This window comes from Gracilibacillus marinus (assembly GCF_042651725.1).
GTDB lineage: Bacteria > Bacillota > Bacilli > Bacillales > Amphibacillaceae > Gracilibacillus > Gracilibacillus marinus.
The window spans coordinates 379700-404789 of sequence record NZ_JBHSDV010000002.1 but is presented as its reverse complement, the minus strand read 5'-3'; the positions used below and the strand labels follow the sequence as shown (position 1 = coordinate 404789).

The window sequence follows — 25090 nt, the reverse complement described above, 5'->3', positions numbered from 1 at the left end:
GGAACAAATTGTATCGTTGTTCCTAGCGTTTTTTTGAACGAAGCATTAGTATTAATTGTGTACTTTTGCATTTTCTAACACTTTCACGAGTTTTTCCATTCCCTCGCGAATAAGCGCTGGAGAAGAGTTCGTGAAGTTTAAGCGTAATGTATTCTCTTCTGCATCGGATACATAAAATGGCGCACCAGGTACAAAAGCCACACCTTCTTTTACTGCCTCGTCTAAAAGTGCTGTTGTGTTCATTTCCTTTGGTAGAGATACCCAGAAGAACATCCCACCTTTAGGAGCAATGTAACTCAATCCTTCAATAGATACAGAATCTAATAACTCTTTCATTACCAACATTCTTTCGTAATACGTATCTCGAATTGTTTGGATGTGTTGATCTATATCAAAGTCCTTCAATAAATGTACGAGCGCATGTTGGCTAATAGAATTTGTATGCAAGTCTGATGCTTGTTTTGCTTGTGCCATTATTCGAATAATTTGGTACGGACCTACAATCCAACCAATTCTCATCGCAGGTACTACTGTCTTTGAGAATGTACTTGTATAAAGCACAAGGTTATTTTCATCTAAAGATGCGATGGATGGTGGTGCTTGTTCTTTATCAAATTGCAATTCCCCATATGGGTCATCTTCAAAAATAACAACATGGTACTTGTTCGCGAGCTCTAACAATTTAAGTCGACGTTCTAATGACCAAACCTTTCCTGTTGGATTAGAATACGTTGGGACAACATATATACATTTTGGTTTAAATTTAGCGATTTTTGCTTCTAAATCCTGAATGATCATTCCATCATCATCAGAATCCACTGCTACTACTTTTGTCTCATAGGATTCAAACACTTGTAGTGCTGCTAAATATGTTGGGTTTTCTGTTAAAATCACATCACCTTTGTTAAACATTACACGTGAGAATAAATCTATTGCTTGTTGACTTCCCGATGTTACAAGAATATTCTCTGCTTGTCTAACCAATCCTTTTTGTTTCATGCGTTCTGCTAGTAAATCACGTAGTTCCTTTACACCTTCTGTTTCTCCATATTGTAACGATTTTGTGTTTGTTGTTACAGCTTTATGAAAAGCTTGGTCAACTGCTTCAATCGGAAACAGACTTTCTTCAGGTAATCCCCCAGCAAATGAAATGATATTCCCTTGATTAATAACCTTTAATATATCCCTTACTGCAGAGGATTTCAGGTACTTTACACGTTCTGAAAAACCATATTTCATAGTCCTATTCCTTCCTTCTCCTATATATGCTCACACTTTTTTCTTTCATTGTGTTTAGAAAAGACAGCTACTTGTTATAAGTAACTGTCCTGTAGAATTTAACCAAGTACTGCTCGATCGCTTTCTAACTGCTTACCTCTTATTCGCTGGAATTCCTTCAAAAGCTTCTCTATCGTTAATGCTTGTTTTTCTTCACCTGATACTTCTAAAATAATCTGACCTTTATCCATCATAATGAGACGATTTCCTAAGTCTAATGCTTGTTGCATATTATGTGTAACCATTAATGTAGTTAATCCAAATTGTTGGACAACTTCACCTGTTAGCTTTGTAATTAATTCTGCTCTAGATGGATCTAATGCAGCAGTATGTTCATCTAATAATAAAATATTCGGCTCCGTAAATGTTGCCATTAATAAAGACAAAGCTTGACGCTCTCCTCCAGATAACAAACCAACTTTTGCATTGAGTCTATTTTCAAGACCGATGTGTAGCGTTTCTAAATGTTCTTTAAATAGCGCTCGTCTCTTTTTGTTTACGCCAAATTTCAATGTGCGTTTTTTGTTACGTGCATATGCCATGGCTAAATTCTCTTCAATTGTCATAGTCGGAGCTGTCCCTGCCATCGGGTCTTGGAACACTCTACTAATATAGCGCGAACGTTTATATTCAGGTAATATGGTGACATTTTCACCATTAATGGAAACGGAACCGATGTCTGGCTTTAATGAACCTGATATCATATTCATTAAAGTGGATTTTCCTGCACCATTACTACCAATTACAGTAACAAAATCCCCTTGCTTAAGTTCTAAATTTATTTTTTGTAGTGCCTTCTTTTCATCTAATGTTCCTTCATTAAAGGTTACAGAAAGGTTATCTACTTTAAGCATGGTTATCCCCCATTCCACTAGAAAGCATTGCCCGCTTCTTCTTCCTTCTTTTTTCTTTGTTTGCTTTAATTAACTTAGGGGCAATCAATGCAATAATAACAATCACAGCAGTAATCAGTTTTGCATCCCCTGTCTCTAAAAACTTCACTTTGAGTGCAAGTGTTAACACGATACGATAGACAATAGCTCCACCTATAACAGCTAGTGTCGTTCTTGCAATTGTCTTTGTTCCAAAAATAGCTTCACCAATAATTACAGATGCAAGCCCTATAACAATCATTCCAATTCCCATATTCACATCAGTGAATCCACTATACTGGGCAACAAGCGCACCAGATAATGCTACTAATGCATTCGAGATTCCTAGACCAACAATTGTTAATGTATCTGTATTCGCTGAAAAACTACGTATCATTTTTTCATTATCACCTGTCGCTCGTAATGCCAATCCAACCTCTGTCTTCAAGAAGTAATCCGTGATAAATTTAATAATGAAAGTAATAAATATCATGACAATTAATACAACCCAAGTACCCGGAAGTCTATCTGCACCGAGTGTAGTTAAAATACCATTAAAAAAGGCATCTATCCCTAATGCTTCCCAAATACCTTCTAATTGATTGAATAGTGTCGGTTCATTCAATAGAGCGACATTGGGTTTACCCATAATTCTAAGATTAATAGAATACAGTGCAATCATCATTAGGATCCCTGATAATAAAGGATTAATCTTCCCTTTCGTATTTAGAATTCCTGTAACCATCCCTGCGAGAAATCCTGCAATAATCGCATAAAATGTCGCAATAATTGGAGGTACACCATTGACTATAGAAATAGCTGCAACAGCCCCACCTGTCACAAAGCTACCATCTACTGTTAAATCAGGGAAATCTAAAATACGAAATGAAAGATATACCCCTAACGCCATCAGCGCATATATCATCCCAGATTCTACTGCACTGAACATCGAAATTAACATCCTACTCTCCCTTTCTGTCCGATAACACGTATGCTTATAGAAAACCTCGACACCGACTATGTCCATGTCGAGGTTATATGTTCGTGCACAAGCGTCCCTTTACCTAAGTACGCTTATTTTAGAAACGCATTTACTCTTTTTCTAACAATTCTGCGTCAGCATCCCAATCTTCATTCCATTCTACACCTTGTGCATCTGCAGCTTCTTTATTAATGAATAATTGCATGCTCGGTGGAATTTCTACAGGGATATCTGCAGTTGTCTTTTCTCCTGTTAAGATTTCTACTGCCATCTCTCCAGTTCTATATCCTATTGTAAAATAATCAATTCCGAATGTCGCAAACCCACCACGTTTTACAGAATCTGGCTCACCAACAAGTAATGGAATATCTTGTTCCTCTGCAACTCCTATTACTGCTTCTAATGCAGAAACTACTGTATTATCTGTAATAATAAAGAATACATCTGCATCCCCAACTAATGATGTGGCTGCTTGTTGTACTTCTGAAGAATTACCTACAGTTGCTTCAGACGTAGACAAACTTGTTCCCTCTACCGCTTGATTTACTGCTTCAATTTGTGCAACAGAATTCGCTTCACCCGCACTATAAATCAAACCAATTGTTGCTCCTTCAAAATATTGATCAATAAATTCAACTGTTTGTTTGATAGAATCAGGATGTAAATCTACTACACCAGTAATATTCTCACCCGGTTGGTCCATTCCCTCAACCAAACCACTTTCCACTGCGTCTGTTACAGATGTAAACAATATCGGAATATCCTTTGTTGCATTTAATGCACTCTGCGCACTCGGTGTTGAGTTTGCAAAAATTAAATCCACACCATCTGCTACGAAATTATTTGCAATTGTTACTGCATTATTTTGATCATTTTGAGCGGATTGGAAGTCATATTCCACTTCTAATCCTGCATCTTCTAATGCTTTTTGAAACCCTTCATATGCTGCATCTAAAGATGGGTGCTCAACAATTTGTGTTGCACCAATTGTATATACTTCATCCGTTGTATTTGCATCGCCTTCTTCTACGTCGTTCTCTCCCGAAGTCGAACCATTACTTGAATCGTCCCCACTTGTTCCACAAGCCGATAATACCATAATTGATACGAACGTTATTAACAATAACCATATCCCTTTTCTCATATTCTCTAATCTCCCCTTATTGTCTAAATATTTTGTATATTCATGATAATTATTTAACATTATAGCATAGCTTTGGTGCAATCGGTATACTTTCTTATCATAATAATAGATTGAAATAATTGGATTTGATTTGAGAGTTGAGGTGTGACGCAGGAATCTGTTGAGCCATACTGGGATTATTCGCGGGACGCTGGAATCTGGTGAGCGACGCAGGGATTATTCGTGTGACGCAGGATTTATTGAAACTCATCATTAATTATTTAATAAAAGGCATGTTATTAACTTCTTGGTTAATGGATTTCTGGTGTGTCTGCTGGAATTCGTGCGTGATTTCTATTTTCCCTGCGTCACTCTCGCGCTCCCTGCGTGGCTCCCATTTTCTCTGCGTCACGTTAATTTTGCATATAATAAAAAACAAGAGGTGCTACCCTCTTGTTTTTTATTAATCTTTACGGTTTATAAAATCTGTTACTGCCCCTTGAGATGAGCATGATACATTGTGTGCGTATTTACCTAAAACTCCTCGTTTGTACAACTCTGGTGCTTGCCATTTGTTACGACGACTCGCAATCTCGTCTTCTGATACTTCCATTGTAATTTCTTTTTGTTCAGAGTCAATTGTAACGATATCGCCCTCTTCTAGGAATGCGATTGGTCCACCAACTTGTGCTTCTGGTGCAATATGTCCAACGACAAGCCCATGTGTACCTCCAGAAAAACGGCCATCTGTTAATAATGCGACTTTTTGACCTAGTCCTTTTCCTACTAATATGGCTGAAATGGATAGCATCTCAGGCATTCCTGGTCCACCTTTTGGTCCAACATAACGAATAACAAGTACATCTCCTTCTTTAATGTCGTTATTCATCACTGCTTTTGTCGCTTCTTCTTCTGTATTAAATACACGTGCAGGCCCTGTATGGCGTGTTACTTTCACTCCGGAGACCTTCGCTACAGCCCCACTTGGTGCAAGATTTCCTTTTAACACAACAAGTGGACCATTTTTGCGGTAAGGATCACTAAATGGACGAATAATATCTTGTTCTTCCCCTAGAATTGGTGCATCTGTATAATTCTCAGCGATTGTTTTACCTGTAACCGTTAGACAATCACCATGTAAGTAACCATTTTCTAGTAGCAATCGCATTACAGCGGGAACTCCACCAATCTTATGCAAATCTTCCATTACATATTTACCGCTTGGCTTTAAATCAGCTAAATGTGGTACTTTTTCTTGAAGACGATTGAAATCATCTATTGTCACGTCTACTTGTGCAGCATTCGCAATTGCTAATAAATGAAGCACAGCATTTGTCGAACCTCCTAATGCCATCACGACTGTAATTGCATTTTCAAACGCCTTCTTTGTTAGGATATCTTTTGGATAAATTCCTTTTTCTAATAACTGATAAACTGCTTCTCCTGCTTTGTGACAATCTTCTAATTTTTCTTTAGATTCTGCTGGATTAGATGAACTTCCTGGCAAACTCATACCAAGTGCTTCCACAGCAGTTGCCATCGTGTTCGCTGTATACATTCCACCACACGATCCCGCTCCTGGGCATGCAGCACATTCTATTCCTCTTAATTCTTGATCATCAATATCCCCATTATTATGTTTACCAACACCTTCAAATACAGAAACAATATCAAGCTTTTGACCATTACGATAGCCTGGTGCAATCGTACCACCATATACGAATACTGCTGGTACATCTGAACGCGCTATCGAGATTAAACAACCAGGAATATTCTTGTCACATCCACCTATTGCTACATATGCGTCTAGATTCTCTGCTCCTACAACCGTTTCAATCGAATCTGCAATGACATCTCTACTCGGTAAGGAATATCGCATTCCAGACGTCCCCATAGAAATACCATCAGAAACAGTGATAGTATTGAAAATCATCGGCACACCACCACTCTTACGTGCACCTTCTTTTGCTTGAATTGCTAAATCATCTAAATGAATATTACATGGGGTCACTTCACTCCATGTACTTGCAATCCCGATCATCGGTTTCTTAAAATCTTCATCTGTCACTCCGACTGCACGTAACATGGCGCGGTTCGGTGCTCTTTTTGCATCATCAAATACATGACTTTTAATACGTAAATCTTTTTTCATACGATTTGGCCTCCCAATGCTCTCTAAATTTTATCTTGATGTTATGCGAATCTTTCACACTAACCACCATGATATGTCTTACTTTATTCCTTTATTACGCATGCTATAATAGATACTGGTTGTCCATATAATCGATAAAAACTTGCATATATCCATCGTAACATATTACGTAATATTTTCGAAATAATCAGAACATTTATACAAGGAGAATTTCATGAAATTTCGCTTTCTTATCTTTATAGCCATTATCATTGGGGCTATTTTTATCTATCAATATAGTATGTATAAGGAATATAGCAATAGGCCTTTACCTACAAGTTTACATCCTATTGTTGCTGAAAAAGCAGATGCGCTTCAAAATCAAGCAGAGAAAATTGGTATTCCTATTATTATTACAGATGCATTTCGTTCATTCGATGAACAAGATGCGATATATGCGAGAGGACGAACAACGGATGGCCCTGTCGTTACCTATGCTAAAGGTGGCGAATCTTATCATAATTATGGTTTAGCGATTGACTTTTCCCTATTGCCAAGTCCTGAAAGTGCTATTTGGGATTTAGAGTATGACGGGAATCAGAACGGACAGAGTGATTGGATGGAAGTAGTGGATTTAGCGAAGGATTTAGGATTTAGTTGGGGAGGAGATTTCACCAATTTTAAAGACTATCCCCATTTACAGATGGATTTGGGATTAAGTATTCGTGAATTAAGAAAAGGAAAAAGACCTGAAGATGTCATAGAATAATGACATCTTCTTTATATCTCCGTTATTAGCTGTCACTTTCTGGTCTGATAGATTACTGTACTATATACTTGTTCTTTCGCTTTTGGATTTATTTGCATATGTGCATGGTTAATTGCTGTCATTGCATCTGTATACCCTGTTGCAATTAACATAGTCTTCCCAGGATATTGGACAATATCTCCTGCAGCAAAAATTCCTGATACATTTGTCTCCATACATGCATTTACATTGATGCGGCCTTTTTCCATAACGATACCCCATTGTGTAAATGGTGTCTCTTGCAATGAAATACCGTTATATGTAATCAAACAATCTGCTTTAATTGTTTGCTCCACATGATTGCTTGTTTCCTTTATAATCATTCCTGTCAATGTGTCATTTTCGATAAGAAAGTCTTTTATTTTCGTATTCTTATAAATGTTTACTTGTGCGTTCTGTAATGCTTCTTGCTCTTCTTCTGTAATATGCTGAAATGTTTGTTGATTATTAATAATCGTCACTTCACTTGCGACTTTACTTACATATAGTGCCCAACTCACATTCACTTTACTGTTTCCTGTAATTACGACATGTTTGTCTGTATAAGATACTAAATCATCTAATGTAGTTGGGACCGTTTCTTTAAAGGATTGAGGGGATAATGCATCCCATTCTTCTGGTCTTTTTGCATGAAAAGTTCCAGCACCTGTTGCTAAAAGTACTTTCTTCGCTTGATACTTTTCTTTTGTGGATGTTGTTAAAGTGAACCCATCTTCTTGTTGATCTATATTTGTAACAAATTGACCTACTACTACTGGTGGTTGATGTCTTCTTGCTTGTTCCTCCATTTGTTTAACTAGTTGTTCTCCTAATATTTCAGGTAATCCACCAACATCATAGATTAATTTTTCTGGGAAGAATTGCATAACTTTTCCGCCTAATCGTTGTTGCGACTCAATTAACAAAACATCTAATCCTCGCATTGTCGCATAATATGTCGCGAATAAACCTGTTGTTCCACCGCCAATAATAACAATATCAAATGTTTTCTGCATATCCTCACACCTTTATATCTTTTCGATTCGATTCGTTTTCTTTAATAGAGGGATATCTTTACAACCAATACCAAACATGGTCATTTGCATTTCTAATTCTTTTATTTCCATCCATGTCAATAACTCATCTATAGATGTCACTGCTTCTTTTAACACAGATCGTGCAAATCCAACATGACTGGCACCGAGTGCAATAGATTTACAAGCATCCATTCCGTCCTTAATCCCTCCGCTTGCAATTACTTTATCATTTGGTAATATACGACATACATCCTGTAAACACATAGCAGTGGGATTTCCCCATGAAGCAAATACTTCTGCAGCAGCCTTCTTGATTGGTTCATTCGAACGTAATTTTTCAATTTGGCTCCAAGATGTCCCACCTGCACCAGCTACATCAATAAATTGAATCCCTACATCCTTTAGCTGTTGCGCAACTTCCCCATCAATTCCAAAGCCGACTTCCTTTACACCTATTGGTACTGGTAGCTTCTTTACGACATGTTCAATTTTAGGCAATAAATTAGAAAAATTCGTGTCTCCACCTGGTTGAATAACCTCTTGTAATGTATTTAAGTGTAACACAAATGCGTCTGCTTCTGTCCATTCCAGTATTTGGAGTAATTCTTTTTCTGTTAATCCTTCATTCAATTGCACTGCTCCTATATTGGCAATAATCGGGATTGTCGGTGCATACTTTCTTAATTGAAAAGAAGTGCGATATGCTTCACTCTCCAGCATAATTCTTGTTGAGCCTAATCCTAGCATCCAGCCTCGTTCCTCTGCCGCTGTCGCTAGGCGCTGATTAATGGTTTCTGCTAATTCCACGCCACCTGTCATCGAACTAATTAAGAAAGGTGTCTTCAATTGCTTACCAAAAAAAGATGTGGATAATGTGATTTCATTAAAATCAATTTCAGGAAGTGCATGATGAATGAATCGAAATTGTTCTAAGCCATTTGCCATACCCTTGCCTAGAGATTGCTCAGATAAACTTAACTCAATATGTTCACTCTTTCGCTTCTGTATCGAATCTGCCATGTGTATCCTCCTTCTATTCGTTCACGATTGCCCTTGCTGTAACTTGTCCTGATTTTACTACAATAGGCGTCCCACCACCCGGATGGACAGATCCACCTACAAACCAAAGATTATTGTATTTTTTTGATTTATTCGGTAAACGAAAAAATGCCTGTCTCCAATTATTCGAACTCAGTCCATATATACTGCCTTGATAGGCTTCTGTATGTGTATATAAATCCGCTGGCGTCATTATTTCTTCATATTCAATATGCTCAGATAAATCATGCAGTCCTCTTCGCTCTAACTCTGCTATAATTTCAGATTTGTATCGTTCTTTATTCGTGTTCCAATCTTGTTCACTAGTAAGTGCTGGTGCATTTACTAGAATAAATAAGTTACTAGAATCCATATTCGGAATCACCGAATCATCCTCATAACCAGAATAACATACATAAATCGTTGGCTTGGTTACCATCTGTTTGTCTATGAATATTTCTTTAAATTCATCCTGATAATTTGCCGGAAAGAAGACTTGATGATGTTTTAACATAGAATAGCGCTTCTTTATTCCTAAGAGAATAGCAAAACCGGATAATGACGGCTCAATATGTTTGATTTTTCTAAAAGTCGGATCATCTTGTAACCATTTATGATAGAATGTCAATGCATCCATATTACACACAATCGTATCCGCTGTATATGTAGAGTTATTTGTCCTCACACTAACAATCTCATCCGATTTTTTCTCCAAATCGATGACCTCTGTATCAAAATGAAAAGTCACTCCAAGCTCTTCAGCAAGTTTTTTGAATGCTAGAGCAATTTGAAAAGTCCCACCTTTTACACGATATACTCCTAAATTCCCTTCAATATGTCCCATCATACCAAATATTGCTGGTGCTTTATATGGTGATGACCCAACATATGTTGCATAACGCCCGAACATAGCTAGTGTATTCGGGTGCGTAAAGAATTGGTTTAACCATTTTTGGTATGCTGTAAATGGATGGATTTTTAAAAAATTGGTAATAAGTGAAACATCCAATGTACTCTTCCACCCTATCATCGCACGATTTAAAAAATGCTTCTCAGCCGTTTCAAATAATTTCTTACTTGCATACAAAAATTCTCGATACTTATTCGCATCTGTCACACTATACTTCGCAATCATTGATTCTACTTTTTCTATATTTGTCGAAAACTGTACAACATGATGATTGGCAAAATAATTGGTCGTACCTGATTCTACATGCTCAAACTGTACATAATCTTCCATTCTTCTTCCACAATCACTAAATACAGACTGAAAAACAGACTTCATCGTAATGGTACTTGGGCCTAAATCGAATGTATATCCATTCACTTGGCGTTGTTGAAGTTTTCCACCTACTTGTCTATTTTTCTCTAATACATCTACTTTATACCCATTGTTCGCTAAGTAAATAGCTGTTGTTAGGCCCGCTAATCCTGCTCCAATTACTATAGCTGTCTTCATTCGTAATGTCGTCCCTTCCATGTGTATCCTTTTTTTACATATGATTGACTAGCAGCATACACTAACAAACCTATAACAAATATACTACTCACAGCGATAAACAATGAATGGGTGATGGATAATCTATTTACTTTATCCACTATTGCCTTTGTCAGTATAGCTATTCCTATACATATCATAGAAAGTATGCGAACACTTCCATTCATCATAAGACCAACAACTGGAAGTAAATATAAGAATAGATAGTAGCTACAAATACCAATTAACAATAGATTATTTTTGTTGATGCCATGATAGCTATTCTTCGCATATCCTTCGATCACTTCTTTTGGTGTATGATACATTCGCATATACACATATCGGTCAATTTTTAATAATAATGCAGGGTCATGATACGCTTTTACTCTTTTAAATAATGCCATATCATCTACCATTGCATCTTTTATTGTTTCATGCCCACCGATTTTATTGTATGTATGTCTGTGGATTGCAATAAATCCCCCATGTGCTGCTGCGAAGATTGGATTCGTTGATTTCTGAACATACGCAATTGGTAAATGTGTATAGATTAAATATGCCATCATTGGAACTAGTAATCTTTCTAACCATGTACCTACAATTTGTCTAGGAAACCCTGAAATAATACCTTGCTTCTGTCTAGTAAGATGCGGCGTCAATTTCTCGATTGCGTCTTGTTGCAGACGAACATCTGCATCTATAAATAACAACCACTCACTTGTTGCAAGTTCTCCTAATTGATGACATGCATAGACTTTCCCTTTCCATCCTTCAGGAAGTTCTTGTCCTTTCACATATTGAATCAAAGCAGGATACTTCTCTTCATAGTGTTTGATTATATTTTTTGTAGCATCAGTAGACTGATCATCTACTATAATAATCTCACTTGGTACATGACTCTGGTTTAAAATCGATTCCAAACATGCTTCTATATTTCTTTCTTCATTTCGTGCAGGGATACATACAGATAGATGGACAGATTCCCTCTGTCCATCTATTGCACCCATTTTAGGAATGGCGATGATATTCCAAATAACAAAGCCACATTGAGACAATAAACAAATAAGACAAACAATAATCAGCACCATCATTGTCGTTTCCACCAATCTAACCAATCACTTGTCGACTTGGTTGGCTTTATCAATGAATAGGAATCCGTCATTTCTTTCTTTATCAGGATATTTTTTTGCCTAGTTAGTTGATTCGTCATCGCTTGTTCATACATACTCAATGATTCACTTTCGTCTTCTGTCTTTATAGTATCACTGCAGATCAATAATACAGAGGGCTTTTGTTTCTCTGTAAAGTAATAATGCAATGTAACTATTTGAACATTTGCAATGGGATTATTGTCGAGAAGATGAGCTAGCCCTCTTTCAAATGTGATGGGTGTGTCTTGGTGCTGAATACGTCCTTGCGGAAATAACCATATATGCTTATTTTGATGAAGAAGTGTTTCACAATACTTAAATGTGCGAAGAATGTCTTTGGGTTTATTCCTGTTTACAGAAAATGCACCAAGCTTCCGAAAAAAGGGGTATTTCTCGATTCCTTCTTCCTCCATCATCATATAATGAGCATCTGTAGATGTCTGATGAATCAAATAAAACAGCAGTAATCCATCCCACCATGAGCTATGGTTTGCGATGTGAATCGTTGGTGTACTTGATGAATGATGAAGCTTGCCAATTACATCAACGGATGAAAAGTGTCTTCGGATTAAATAATAATGTAAATAGAAATAGAAAAATTTTGCAAAGTACTTATTTTTCTTTGCTTTTTGCATAATGATACCTTCCTTCCGCGAGCGTCATTCCCGCAATCATTGGCACAAGCATAAATAAGTATCCTTCTTTGACAGTCAACATCCCAAACATAAAGAGTATTGCTTGAAAAATACATGTACCCTTTCTTCTTTCACGTAATGATATGTTTCGAATAGGTACAAAAAGACTCAAAAAACTTCCAATAACAAACCATGCAATGAAATTAGAGAGAGGAATAGAAAAATAGTCTCCATCACCTGTCCACTCCCAAAAGTTTAAAACTACAGCAGCTGGGTCTAGAACCAGATCTAATATGACAATCCAACACCCTACTTCAATCGCTCGATACACTTTTGATTTTGTGTTCGATAATAGAATCGCTGTATAAATGACACCTAACCATGCAAATCCTAAAGTAAATGGTACCCCAAATAGTTTTGCACCAAGAATTGATGTGTACGTATATTCGCCAAATGGAAAACCTGTTGCCACACCTATCGCCTCAATTGCAAAAGTCACGATACATATAAGACATGCAATCAGCCAATCAAAGTTTCCCTTTGCGTACAGGCTTATGGATGCCCATGCAAATAAAATAAGAAAGATTGCTACTGAAAATAATAAGTAGTCTGGCAATGTGAAGAAGAACATTAGTGTGAATCCAATCCCGTACCATACTAAAAACAATGGATACACAATATTTCGTTTTGGCATATTTCTATTCTCCTTACTGATGTACTTGTTTGAGTAACAACCCTTTTCTTGCATTACTTACAATTGCTCGCTTATTAAATACATCATATTGATTTTGTTTCACAACTTCTAATATCTCTCTATAATATTTCGTTGCAAGATTGATAGAAAATGCACTTTCGTTTGGATATGTGCTAATACCATTTAAGCCTTCATAAAACCACATTTCCGCTCTATTTTCTAAATCTTTCAAAACAGATATAAAAGCATCATTAATGATACCTTGTCGAAAATGATCAAACGAATAATTATAACGCTGAAACAACTCCATCGGTATATAACGTCTTCCTAACCGTTTATCTTCGCCAACATCTCTTATAATGTTCACAATCTGCATTGCTTTTCCTAGCGCAATTCCCGCTTGCTTCACTTGCTCATTTGGTTGATTATGCAAAACCGGGAGTAACATTTCACCTACAGAACCAGCTACATGATAGCAATATGACTCCAACTCTTCCATCGTAGAATAGGATGTTTGTTCAAAATCCATACGCTGGCCTTTCATCTGTGTAAAAAAGGGTTCCTTCGTAATAGGGAAATGATCAAATAAATACCGTAATGCTGGCCAAATAAAATGTCCATTTGCTTTATCTAAATGAATAAAATGCTCTTCCAATTCATCTAATGTATATGGGGATTTGTCTGGTTCATCTACCGCATCATCTATCATTCTACAAAACGCATACATTATGTATACGGCTTCTCTTCTAGGGGAAGGTAAATATTTAAATGCATGATAAAAGCTAGAAGAACCTTTTTTGATCATCATGGTACATGGTTCTATAAACGTATGTTGTCTTGCTGTCAACATATGATCAACTCCCTTTTTGATTAATATATTCTGCTAGTAATTTCGCTCCTTGCATGACAATTGGTATACCGCCACCCGGATGAACAGATGCCCCAACCGCATATAAACCTTGGATACTTGGATGGATTAGTTGTGGTCTAAATCCGCCTGATTGAGATAAATGTGGTGCAATGCCAAAACTCCCCCCACCATATAACCCACTTTCTTTCGCATCTTTTGGTGAACGGATGGATAGCCAGTCGATTGCATCCATTAATCCTGGGAAAGCTTGCTTCTCGATTCGTTCTAATTGTTTTAGTACTATCTGTTCTTTCACTTCATCCCACGCGATATCATCGTTTGCAGGTACTGGGATGAGTAAGTAAAGAACACTCTCGTTCTCCGGTGCTGCTTCGTGATCAATCGTAATTGGATTAAAAACATAACATGACGGATTTTCGGTGAGTTTTTTCTTAACAAAAACATCTTCCATATGTTTACTAAAATCATCTGGCATAAAAAATTGATGTGTTGTTGTATGATAGAATCTTTTTTTTACACCTACATATGCTAGGAGACATCCTGAGGACGGCTTGTATTTCTTCTCTTTTTTTCTAGACGATTTTGGGAGCATCTTATTCAAATACGGATATTCCCCATTAAATATCACCACATCATAGTTCACTTGATCGCCATTTTCTAATTCCACACCAACTACTTGTTTATTTTCAATAAGCATATTGGTTACTTTTGTCGATTGGTGGATGGTAATCCCTCTATCTATACAAACTTCCTCGATGATGTCTATTAATGATGCATATCCACCTTTAAGGTACCAAATACCAAATGCATGCTCCGCATAACCGATTAATCCATAAAGTGCAGGCACACTATACGGAGAACCTCCAATATACAAACTTTGCAAACTATACATCTCTTTAAGCAATGTGTGATCAAAATATTTCTTTACATACTTATCTAAATCAAGGTAAGATCGTGATTTTGTAATAAATCGAATATTCTCATAGGATAGAAACTCTTTTAATTTATGAAAAGACTTACTTAAGAAAGCATCAAAACCAAACGTATAGACTTGCTTCATATCTTCTGTATATTGCAGAAATCGTTCACCATATCCAGGGAAATTCTTCTCTATTTCTTCTGCCTGCTTATCGATATCACGCCATTTCGTTAGTTTGATACCTGAATAAAAATACATATCATATAAAGGGTCGCATGGTATAAGGTGTAATTTTTCCTTTGGAATACCTGCATCTCCTAAGATAGATAGTAAGACATCTGGTAATAAAACAATCGTCGGTCCTTGATCGATTTTGTACTTTCCATTCGTTTCAAAGGTTAATCTTCCACCGAGTTTTTGTTCCTTCTCATAAATAGTCACATCATGCCCGTTTGTCTCTAGCAATAATGCTGTAATCATTCCACCAATACCCGCACCAACTACACTAACTTTCATAGGTTACAACCTCTTTAGACACCGTTTTTTCTTTAGAATATTGTTGCATTAATAGATCTGTACTTATAATGGCTGATTGGAATATTGTCGGTAATCCACTACCAGGATGTGTTCCTCCACCTACAAGAAAACAATTTGCTACATCTTCAAATTTATTATGTGGACGAAAATACATCATTTGATCTAAGCTATGTGCTAAGTTAAATGTTGCCCCTTTATACACATTGTAAGTATCTTGCCAATCTCTCGGTGTAATGACATGTTCCACTTCAATGAATGGGCGAATTGCTTCTCCTACTTCCTTCTCTAATCTATCTATCATCGATTCTTTTAATCTATTTTTCTCCTTATCCCAATCGATATCTGCTTCTAGATTCGGTACAGGCATTAATAGATAAACAGCTGATTTATTCTTACCTGCTAATGTTGGATCAAGCACACTAGGATTGTGAATATACATCGATGGGTCTTCAGATAATGTTTGTTGTACTGTCATTTCTTCTACATTCTTCTTATAATCTTCAGCAAATAAAACCATATGATGCGGTAACGCGATAGGTTTGTTCATCCCGACATATACCATAAATGTCGAACAAGATAATTTCTTTTTCTCTACATAATTGTTTGTATATTTTTTTCTATCCGATTCCTTCAATAAGTTCGTCACAGCATAACCGAAGTCTGCATTAATAATCACATCATCTGCTTTTATAATTTGCCCATCATGTAATTTAATCCCTTTTGCCTTCCCATTCTCTGTCACTATTTGTTTAACTTCTTTATTCAGATGGATTGTTCCATTGTATTCTTCCACTACTTTAGCCATAGCGTCACAAAGTGCATTTACCCCACCAATGGGATGATACAAGCCATACCGATGCTCTAATAAAGAAAGGATAGTGAACGTACCAGGACAATCCCAAGGCGACATGCCTAAATATTTCGCTTGAAAAGAAAATGCCCATTTCAGTCTTTCATCATTGAAATATTTACTAAGTCTTCCATATACCGTATCTAGTGCATGTAATTTCGGTAATGCTTGCCACATTTCTTTTGTAAAAAAATGACCGATAGAATGAAATGGTTGCTTAAGTAATGCGAGTACACGATCGAATTTCTCCCCTTCTAAACGAAGAAATTTCTCGTAACCTGCTTCATCCCCAGGAAAGTGTCTTTTAATTTGTTCGTATGTTTGATGAAAATCTTTGCTAGGCTCGAACTTCAAGTCACCGAATTTCAACGTATAAAGCGGATTCACTTCTTTTAATTCGACATAATCAGCTAATTTACGATTTACTTTACTAAAAATTTCTTCTAATACTTGTGGCATCATAAAAAAGGTTGGGCCTAAATCAAATGCATACTCTTCTAATTGTAATCTAGAGGTACGACCACCTATTATCTTTTGTTTTTCGTACACTTCTACTTTGTAGCCATTTCCACTTAATAGCATTGCTGCTGCTAGTCCACCTGGTCCTGCACCGACTACGATTACTTTCTTCATCAATACCACTCCTCTCTCTTCATTATTTCGTGACATTGTGTTTCACTTATTATAAACTAAGTGTATAACTTTTGTATAGATATTTGTATAACTTTTGTATAACTTTTTGAAATAGGAATAAAGAATGTATAGGAAAATGATTTCTGCTTAAAATGAAAGTTGGCATGCAAAATATACTAATTTTGTGCTAATATTACTTGTTAGAAGGGAGTTTCACCATGTATGGGATTAAAAAGGTAGCTGAATTAACTGGTATATCTCCTATTACATTAAGAGCGTGGGAAAATAGATATGATGTTGTTAAACCATCTCGTACTGATGGTGGAACGCGTTTATATACGCAAGAAAATGTAGATGATTTACTGTGGGTTATATCTGAACGAGAAACAAAGAAAATAACGGTAAAAGAAGCCATGCGATTATTACAAGAAAAGAAAGAAAATAATCGTACTTCATCAATCCAACCACTAACTTTGGACCTCGCATATGCTTACGAAACTAAATTATTGCTAGCATTGCGATCCTTTCATACAGAAAGCGCGGATAAATTGGTTGATGAGATGATGAAGATGTATGACTATGAAGACGTATTTCATCATATCTTCATTCCAATCCTCTATAGAGTAGGAGAGTTATGGGAAACAAAGGAATTACAAGTTGCCCAAGAACATTATATTAGTCACTATTTACAACAAGTGATAGAACATTATTTATTTAAAATTCGCACAACAGCTGATGCCCCGAAAGCATTGGCTCTTTGCCCACCTAAAGAACTGCATGTAATCGGGCTTTACCTTTTTTCTCTATTTTTAAAAAGAAGAGGAATGGATGTTATTTTTATCGGAGAGAATACGCCTTTTGCTAATGTGAAGGCAATTGTAGAACAACAGAACATTGCACTTGTGTGTTTGTCAACAACGATGCATGATTATACAGAAGATATCATTGATCTCATTCAACAACTAGAGCAAATAACAGTGAATAAACCAGATATTCTTGTAGGTGGGAATGGCACTGTCAAACTCCCTACAGAGCTCCAACAATATATTATTCCAAATTTACTTAATGAATGGGAAGAATGGTGGAAGTCAAAATCTTTTTCTACTGATATAAAAGGAGAATTTACATGAAACAACAGTTAATCGAGCGGCTCGTAAGATATGCCAAAATCAATACACAATCAGATGAATCCTCTAATGAGTGTCCATCAACGAAAGGACAGTGGGATTTAGCGAATTTGTTAGTTGAAGAATTAAAAAGGATAGGAATGGAAGACGTTACAATAGATGAACATGCATACGTGATGGCAACATTACCTAGTAATATTAGTGAAGACGTACCGACAATTGGGTTTTTAGCGCATGTAGATACGGCAACAGATTTCACAGGTGATGGCGTCAACCCGCAAATCGTAACAAATTATCAAGGTGGACCAATTACACTTAATGAAGCAAAACAAATTCATCTATCTCCTAGTGAGTTCCCTGAATTATCTAATTATATTGGAAAGACATTAATTACAACGGATGGCACTACACTTCTTGGCGCAGATAATAAAGCAGGAGTTGCAGAAATCATGACTGCAATGCATTATCTTATCGAGAATCCGCACATTCCACACGGGAACATTAGAGTGGCATTTACTCCTGATGAAGAAATTGGTAGAGGGCCTCATTTATTTGATGTAGAACGATTCCAAGCAGATTTCGCCTATACCATTGATGGCGGACCATTAGGAGAATTGCAATTCGAAAGCTTTAATGCAGCTGCTGCAAAGATCACAGTAAAAGGAAATAATGTGCATCCTGGAACTGCAAAAGGGAAAATGATCCACGCACTAAAGATTGCAATAGCCATACATGATGCACTACCAAAAGACGCTACACCTGAAGCGACAGAGGGATATGAAGGGTTTTACCACCTCTTATCATTAAATGGAGATGTAGAAACAGCCCAGCTATACTACATTATTCGAGACCACGACAAGGAAGCTTTCCTAGAAAAGAAAGCAAACTTGGAGCAGATTGTGGCGAAAATGCAACAACAATATGGTGAGAAACAAATTATTTTAGAAATGAAAGACCAATATTATAATATGGCAGAAAAAATCAATCCAGTTAAACATATTGTCGAGCTTGCATCTGATGCCATGGAAGCAGTTGGAATAACACCTGATATTAAACCAATTCGTGGAGGTACAGATGGATCTCAATTATCCTTTATGGGATTACCTACACCGAATATCTTTACGGGCGGAGAAAACTTCCATGGAAAATATGAGTATGTGTGCGTAGAACATATGGAAAAAGCTGTACAAACCATAACCAAGATTATTGAATTAAATGCAAGAAAACAAGGAGACAAATAAAAATACCTTTCTAGAAGCGTTATTGCCCCAACTCTTTCATCGTGTTAGAGTTGGCTTTTTTTAGTCAGAAAATTATAAAATGAAGCCTTACGGACAAATTTAACAAGCTAAATCGGCAACGTCCAAAAACTAGACGTTTCTATTTTTGTTCATTTATTTGAATTTACATTCTCAAAAAAAGTAGGTGGCTAAATAAGTGAAAATTACGACAGCAGGTAGGGTAACGAACAAGCTAGTACAGAAAGCAAAACAACTGTCCTCAACACATCAACTTGACTATGTTGAACGTACAGGACATTCTATCGAAGGATTAAAGAACATAGTGATGGATGATTTACTTATTGTAGGTTCTGATAAAATCTTTTTTTCTCCATATAAGAGTTCTGATAAAGTATTCTTCCACCCTAATTTATCTATGATTCGTGCAAAAAGAATTGCGAATCGTGAGCAGGACCCTTTTATTGAAATTGCACAATTAGAGAAGGGAATGTCTGTACTAGATTGCACACTTGGACTTGCTTCAGATAGTATCGTAGCAAGCTATGTTGTTGGCCCATCTGGCACAGTTGTCGGTGTTGAGGGGGACCGTGCATTATCTATACTTACAGAAGATGGATTAAAAAATTTCACTAGTGGATGGAATGATATAGATGATGCGATGAAGCGAATCCATGTACACTATGCCGATCATTACGAGTATTTACAAAGCGCACCGACAAATGGGTTTGACGTCGTTTATTTCGACCCGATGTTTGATAAGGCTATCTCCACTTCACATGGGATTAATACAATTAGAATACAAGCCATTCATACGGAATTATCCAAAAATGTGATTACGGAAGCAAAGCGCGTTGCTAAAAAACGTGTCATTTTAAAAGACCACTGGCAAAGTAGGCGATTTCATCAGTTAGGCTTTATCCAACATACAAGAAAAACCTCTGCCTTTCATTTCGGAACAATTGAATTACAGTAAAATAATTAAATATATACATTTTTCATTAAAGAAGCCTCCATGACACGAAGTCTGGAGGCTTTATCTTATCTAGTTAAATACTTACACAATGAACTAGTTCGGATTAAATTATTGATGTTTCACAATAGCTGGTTGAACTTGGGAGTTTGTGTCTAAATTCATATTTACTTTTAGCTTCTTACGTCTGGAAGAAATCTTTTCAACCACTGATAAAACTAAAAAAGTAAGTAGAATAGTTAAAGTTACCATGTATAGAGAAGTTACCATAGTCAACTATCCCCTTTCCCGTTTAAATTTCTTCATTTATTAATGAATTCATCTATATACTATCATATTTTATTGATTTGTAAATATATTTTATATAATTCTTTTAAATTCTTTTTTATTCTCTATATTGTATGCAAATACTCAAGATTTGCGTTAACAAATTGGAGGTGGAACAATCAAATAAATCATGTCTTCATCTGGCTATTTATTTGCAAATATTTTTTTGAATTAAATGAAACATAACGTAAAACTGTGCGTATACATAGTAAATTCGAATTCAGAGGAGATGGCAAAGTGAATAATCATGAGATTGATTTCAAGTTGTATGGAGATGATATGCAATTCGTCGAGGTAGAGTTAGATCCACAAGAAACTGTAATCGCTGAAGCAGGTAGTTTAATGATGATGGATCAAGAAATTAAGATGGAGACTATTTTCGGTGATGGCTCATCTAATCAAGGTGGGTTAATGGGAAAATTAATCGGCGCAGGAAAACGTGTCATCACTGGTGAGAGTTTATTTATGACGACATTCACAAATACAGGTGTTGGTAAAAAGCATGTATCCTTCGCCTCTCCTTATCCAGGTAAAATCGTGCCAATGGATTTAAGTGAATTAAATGGAAAGATTATTTGTCAAAAAGATGCTTTTTTAGCTGCTGCAAAAGGCGTTTCTGTTGGTATAGAATTCCAAAGAAAAATTCGAACTGGCTTCTTTGGAGGAGAAGGCTTTATTATGCAAAAATTAGAAGGAGATGGCTTAGCATTTGTTCATGCAGGGGGAACCATTCATTCTAGAACATTACAACATGGCGAAAAACTAATAGTGGATACTGGTTGTTTAGTTGCAATGACAGGTTCTGTTGATTACAATATTGAGTTTGTCGGTGGTGTGAAAACAGCACTTTTTGGTGGAGAAGGTCTATTCTTCGCAACATTAACAGGTCCTGGAACAGTATGGGTACAATCATTACCATTCAGCCGTCTTGCAAGTAAGGTATTTGCAGCCTTACCAGAGAAGGGCGGAAACAAAGGAGAAGGCGGTATAGGCGGATTGTTTAATATGTTTAATGAATAATATAAAAAAACACCTATTTTGTTCATACATCTTGAACAAAATAGGTGTTACTCTTTTAGCATTGCTTTCACACCCGCAATATTAATACCTTGATCTATTAACCCCTTAATTTCTTTTAACCTTTCAATATCATTGAATGAAAATAACCTTCTGTTCCCCATATTTCTAGTTGGGGAAATTAAACCTTGTTCCTCGTAGTAACGGATTTGACGTCCAGTCAGATGTGTGAGTTCTTCCACCACACTAATAGGGAATGTAGCTTTATTATTTGGTATATCGCTTTTCAACATACTTACTCCTTCCTATGAAGATGGTAAGCTTGCAATATGTGTATACGCATCTTTTAAGTTACGAAAACCCATTTGCTCTACCCTTTGTATACAAATAGACCAAATTCTTGCTGTCGCTAGTGCATCATATAATGCATGATGTCTTTTACTTACTTCAATGTTGTAATAACTACACCAATCGTCTAATGTTACATATTTCACTTCAGGAACAATTACTTTGGTTAAAAAGGACGTATCAATAATACGATGTTGAAAATTCGTTTTTAAAATTGTCCAACTAGCATGCTTCATAAATTGCTTTTCGTGACTGGAATGATGTGCGACTAATGTATCACTTTTGACAAATTGAAAAAAATGTCTCAATACACTTTCTAATGGAGCAGCTCTTTGTAATTCGAATGAAGTAAGTCCTGTCAATTCCATAATATCATGACTTAAAGGCACATCATACTTTACCGTTCTATAAAATAAATCTTCTTTTTGAATCTCCGCTCCAATCATTTTCACTGCACCAATCGATAATATTCGATCTCCATTATATGGGTAAAAACCTGTTGTCTCCATATCAAATACAATCACCGGTAATTCTTTCAATGGGATATTTAAAACATCCTTCTTTTTTAACTCTCTTTGTAAATTCCGTATATATGCTGCCTTACTAAAATCTGATGAATTAGAAAGTGCACCCGGATTCTGTCCATAAAGTTTGCCACCCATTTGTTTTAATAGTTGCAACATTTGATTCATTCCCATATGGAACACTCTTTTTTGATTTCTTTTTTCACTATTTCAAACAATTGTGCTCCTTTTTTCATATATTCTTTCAACTCCTGTTTTTCACTTTTTGTTAATGTATGGACAGATAGATAATGCACATCATCATAGTCTGTATTATTTTTCGTATGATTAAAACGAAATTGTAATAACTGTTTGAATAATTCTTCATACTCTTCCAAAAAAGGATACGTGCCTTTTAGTTCAGCTATACGTGAAGTTGTCGAATGTTGATCACAATTATTTAATAAAGCTAGTAGTCGTATTGCATTCACATACGGAAAAAACGCTGCTGTTTTTAAATGAATCGAGCCAGTTCTTCTACCTGATCTTTCTGGCAATAGTTGGCCAAAAATACCAATACTTTTTCTAATAAATCCTACATTATCCACTAACCTCATATATGTGGATGGATTTCTTTTTAAATACAGAAATGCTACCTGCTTTATTTGAGATAAAAAATCTGCGTTTCCAACTAATACACGAGAATCAAAAAATGTAGAAAAGTGACGGAGCGATTCCCAACTGGACTCCTCTAGCCATTCCTTTACTTGCCTATGCCAACCATCTATCGAATTCGTCCATAATGGTTCTGAGGCCATTACTTTACCATCACACATTGGATAACCTATATATTCTAATCCAACAGCAATTTCTTTGCCTAATAGCAAGAAAGGTTCCTTTTCTACCTCTCCATCATAAATAATCCCATGATCTTGATCAGTAATAACAGATTGTTCACATCTCGCAGCACTCCCCATGACAAAAAAAGCGAAGGAGGCAGGGAGTGTCCCCTGCTCTTCTTGATACTTCTCGACAGCAATATTCACTGTTCTACTCATCAATTGATTGTGGAAAGTATTCCAATCTTGATATGTCATTATTTTCTTTTGCTCTATTTCTTTAAAAGCTCTCAATTCCTCATAATCCATAGCAGAAGTCAGCTCCTTCTGTGTCGTTACTTCGCTTCTCTTTCTGTTGGATGCGGAATATTTTCTGGATACCCATAGCTACCATGCTCACTTAAATCCAAACCAATAATTTCTTCTTCTTCTGTAACTCGGATACCACCCATTACTTTATCCATCACTTTTAGAATAATAAAAGATACGATAAATGCATAGACGCCACTTGCTACAACTCCAAGAATTTGCACACCTAACTGTTCAAATCCACCATTATAAAATAAACCTGGTAAGCCCCAATCCATTCCTACTGACAATGCTTCTGTTGCAAAAAATCCTGTAGAAATGGTTCCCCATACACCTACAGTACCGTGTACAGATAATGCAAAAATCGGATCATCAATTCGTGCTCTATCGAAGAAACGCATACTACCATATACAATAAGTCCGCCGATTGCACCAATTAATACAGCTGCCCACGGTTCTACAAATCCACATGATGCTGTAATTGCAACTAAACCTGCCAGTGCACCATTTAACGTTGTAGGTACATCTGCTTTCCCTGTCAATGCCCATACGAGAAACATTGCTGCAATAGCCCCCGCTGCTGCTGCTAATTGTGTGTTTAAAATAACATATCCAAAGAACGCATCAGATAGACCAAACGTACTTGCACCATTAAATCCAAACCAACCTACCCATAATAACAATACCGCAAGTGCTGTATATACTTGATTATGACCTGCTAATTCATTGGAGGAACCATCTTTGTTGTATTTCCCAATTCTTGGTTTTAAGATAATCGTTGCAGCAAGTGCTGCCATCGCACCAGTTAAGTGAACAACTGTTGAACCAGCGAAGTCCTGCTTCCCATGATCTGCTAACCATCCTCCACCCCATATCCAGTGTGCAACAACTGGATACACAAATGCGGAGAACAATACTGCAAAAACAACATATGCAGATAGTTTAGCTCGTTCAGCAAAGCCACCAAATGCAATCGTTAAAGCAATTAAGGCAAACATCATTTGGAACATAAAGTCTACTGCAGGCGATAATCCTTCTTCACTAAATGAAGCATCACCATAAAAGAAATTAGATAATCCTATAAATGCATTTCCTTCTCCATAAATGAAACCATATCCGACAGCCCAAAATACTAAAGAACCAATTCCAATTGTAAAGATGGTCTTTCCAGCAATATGTCCTGCGTTTTTCATTCGTGTCGATCCTGCTTCAAGTAAAATAAAGCCACCAATCATCAAGAGAACCAAAAATGTTCCAATAATAACCCACAAATTATCCATAAGTACCATTTCCATTTGCTTTCCTCTCCTTGTAAATAGTATTAACATTAACTGTTAAATACAGTTTACTTATGATTGGAAATATCAGCTATTATTGTGTGAGGTTTTCTAACA

General features: G+C 36.4%; 23 protein-coding genes. 5 read left to right on the top strand and 18 right to left on the bottom strand.

What is annotated here, in order from left to right; translation table 11 throughout:
• Positions 1-51: 51 nt before the first annotated feature.
• The 5 genes from ACFOZ1_RS09760 to ilvD form a co-directional block, all read right to left on the bottom strand.
• A complete protein-coding gene (locus tag ACFOZ1_RS09760) occupies positions 52-1239 on the bottom strand; it encodes an aminotransferase-like domain-containing protein (protein WP_390198852.1) in 1188 nt (395 codons plus the stop codon).
• Between the two features lie 98 nt (positions 1240-1337).
• Positions 1338-2132: an ABC transporter ATP-binding protein gene (locus ACFOZ1_RS09755; protein WP_390198851.1), complete on the bottom strand. Its 795-nt coding sequence runs from the start codon at positions 2130-2132 to the stop codon at positions 1338-1340.
• On the bottom strand, positions 2125-3111 hold the full coding sequence (locus tag ACFOZ1_RS09750) for an ABC transporter permease (RefSeq protein ID WP_390198849.1): 987 nt from the start codon (positions 3109-3111) through the stop codon (positions 2125-2127). The genes ACFOZ1_RS09755 and ACFOZ1_RS09750 overlap by 8 nt, the downstream gene beginning before the upstream one ends.
• A 130-nt stretch (positions 3112-3241) precedes the next feature.
• Complete coding sequence (locus ACFOZ1_RS09745) at positions 3242-4276, bottom strand: ABC transporter substrate-binding protein (protein ID WP_390198847.1); 1035 nt, start codon at positions 4274-4276, stop codon at positions 3242-3244.
• Between the two features lie 442 nt (positions 4277-4718).
• Positions 4719-6407 carry a dihydroxy-acid dehydratase gene (gene ilvD / locus ACFOZ1_RS09740; RefSeq protein ID WP_390198845.1) on the bottom strand — a complete coding sequence of 563 codons (1689 nt, stop codon included), beginning with the start codon at positions 6405-6407 and terminating at the stop codon, positions 4719-4721.
• 214 nt (positions 6408-6621) lie between these two features.
• Here ilvD and ACFOZ1_RS09735 point away from each other — a divergent pair, with 214 nt between their 5' ends.
• Complete coding sequence (locus ACFOZ1_RS09735) at positions 6622-7155, top strand: M15 family metallopeptidase (RefSeq protein WP_390198843.1); 534 nt, start codon at positions 6622-6624, stop codon at positions 7153-7155.
• Positions 7156-7187: 32 nt separating this feature from the next.
• Here the strand turns inward: ACFOZ1_RS09735 and ACFOZ1_RS09730 are convergent, their stop codons facing one another.
• From ACFOZ1_RS09730 to ACFOZ1_RS09690, 9 genes are read right to left on the bottom strand one after another with little or no spacing between them, the layout of a single operon-like run.
• A complete protein-coding gene (locus ACFOZ1_RS09730; protein WP_390198841.1) occupies positions 7188-8189 on the bottom strand; it encodes an NAD(P)/FAD-dependent oxidoreductase in 1002 nt (333 codons plus the stop codon).
• Positions 8190-8201: 12 nt separating this feature from the next.
• Positions 8202-9230: a type 2 isopentenyl-diphosphate Delta-isomerase gene (fni, locus tag ACFOZ1_RS09725; RefSeq protein WP_390198840.1), complete on the bottom strand. Its 1029-nt coding sequence runs from the start codon at positions 9228-9230 to the stop codon at positions 8202-8204.
• Between the two features lie 13 nt (positions 9231-9243).
• The gene (locus ACFOZ1_RS09720) at positions 9244-10707 is read right to left on the bottom strand and encodes a phytoene desaturase family protein (protein ID WP_390198838.1); all 1464 of its coding nucleotides are present in this window, start codon (positions 10705-10707) and stop codon (positions 9244-9246) included.
• Positions 10704-11816: a glycosyltransferase family 2 protein gene (locus ACFOZ1_RS09715; protein ID WP_390198836.1), complete on the bottom strand. Its 1113-nt coding sequence runs from the start codon at positions 11814-11816 to the stop codon at positions 10704-10706. Before ACFOZ1_RS09715 ends, ACFOZ1_RS09720 begins: the two co-directional genes overlap by 4 nt.
• Positions 11813-12511, bottom strand: coding sequence for a lysophospholipid acyltransferase family protein (locus ACFOZ1_RS09710; RefSeq protein WP_390198835.1), 699 nt, complete (start codon positions 12509-12511; stop codon positions 11813-11815). The genes ACFOZ1_RS09715 and ACFOZ1_RS09710 overlap by 4 nt, the downstream gene beginning before the upstream one ends.
• On the bottom strand, positions 12489-13205 hold the full coding sequence (locus ACFOZ1_RS09705; protein ID WP_390198833.1) for a carotenoid biosynthesis protein: 717 nt from the start codon (positions 13203-13205) through the stop codon (positions 12489-12491). Before ACFOZ1_RS09705 ends, ACFOZ1_RS09710 begins: the two co-directional genes overlap by 23 nt.
• A 13-nt stretch (positions 13206-13218) precedes the next feature.
• Complete coding sequence (locus tag ACFOZ1_RS09700; RefSeq protein ID WP_390198831.1) at positions 13219-14055, bottom strand: phytoene/squalene synthase family protein; 837 nt, start codon at positions 14053-14055, stop codon at positions 13219-13221.
• A gap of 4 nt (positions 14056-14059) precedes the next feature.
• A complete protein-coding gene (locus ACFOZ1_RS09695; protein WP_390198830.1) occupies positions 14060-15511 on the bottom strand; it encodes a phytoene desaturase family protein in 1452 nt (483 codons plus the stop codon).
• The gene (locus ACFOZ1_RS09690) at positions 15501-17015 is read right to left on the bottom strand and encodes a phytoene desaturase family protein (RefSeq protein WP_390198829.1); all 1515 of its coding nucleotides are present in this window, start codon (positions 17013-17015) and stop codon (positions 15501-15503) included. The genes ACFOZ1_RS09695 and ACFOZ1_RS09690 overlap by 11 nt, the downstream gene beginning before the upstream one ends.
• A 218-nt stretch (positions 17016-17233) precedes the next feature.
• Between ACFOZ1_RS09690 and ACFOZ1_RS09685 the strand changes: the two genes are divergently transcribed.
• The 4 genes from ACFOZ1_RS09685 (at position 17234) to ACFOZ1_RS09670 (ending at position 21700) form a co-directional block, all read left to right on the top strand.
• The gene (locus ACFOZ1_RS09685) at positions 17234-18145 is read left to right on the top strand and encodes a MerR family transcriptional regulator (protein WP_390198827.1); all 912 of its coding nucleotides are present in this window, start codon (positions 17234-17236) and stop codon (positions 18143-18145) included.
• The gene (gene pepT, locus ACFOZ1_RS09680; protein WP_390198825.1) at positions 18142-19383 is read left to right on the top strand and encodes a peptidase T; all 1242 of its coding nucleotides are present in this window, start codon (positions 18142-18144) and stop codon (positions 19381-19383) included. The genes ACFOZ1_RS09685 and pepT overlap by 4 nt, the downstream gene beginning before the upstream one ends.
• 196 nt (positions 19384-19579) lie before the next feature.
• Positions 19580-20356, top strand: a complete 777-nt coding sequence (locus ACFOZ1_RS09675; RefSeq protein ID WP_390198823.1) for a class I SAM-dependent methyltransferase — start codon at positions 19580-19582, stop codon at positions 20354-20356.
• Between the two features lie 561 nt (positions 20357-20917).
• Complete coding sequence (locus tag ACFOZ1_RS09670) at positions 20918-21700, top strand: TIGR00266 family protein (protein WP_390198821.1); 783 nt, start codon at positions 20918-20920, stop codon at positions 21698-21700.
• Between the two features lie 47 nt (positions 21701-21747).
• Here ACFOZ1_RS09670 and ACFOZ1_RS09665 read toward each other — a convergent pair whose 3' ends face one another.
• The 4 genes from ACFOZ1_RS09665 to ACFOZ1_RS09650 are packed head-to-tail and all read right to left on the bottom strand — an operon-like array spanning position 21748 to position 24991.
• On the bottom strand, positions 21748-21990 hold the full coding sequence (locus ACFOZ1_RS09665) for a MerR family transcriptional regulator (protein WP_390198819.1): 243 nt from the start codon (positions 21988-21990) through the stop codon (positions 21748-21750).
• A 12-nt stretch (positions 21991-22002) separates the two neighbouring features.
• Entirely contained in the window at positions 22003-22743 is a 741-nt protein-coding gene (locus ACFOZ1_RS09660; protein ID WP_390198818.1) for an exonuclease domain-containing protein, read from the bottom strand.
• Complete coding sequence (locus ACFOZ1_RS09655; RefSeq protein ID WP_390198816.1) at positions 22734-23696, bottom strand: DUF294 nucleotidyltransferase-like domain-containing protein; 963 nt, start codon at positions 23694-23696, stop codon at positions 22734-22736. Before ACFOZ1_RS09655 ends, ACFOZ1_RS09660 begins: the two co-directional genes overlap by 10 nt.
• 26 nt (positions 23697-23722) lie before the next feature.
• Positions 23723-24991 (bottom strand): ammonium transporter, encoded by a 1269-nt coding sequence (locus tag ACFOZ1_RS09650; protein ID WP_390198814.1) that lies wholly within the window; start codon positions 24989-24991, stop codon positions 23723-23725.
• Positions 24992-25090 lie beyond the last annotated feature (99 nt).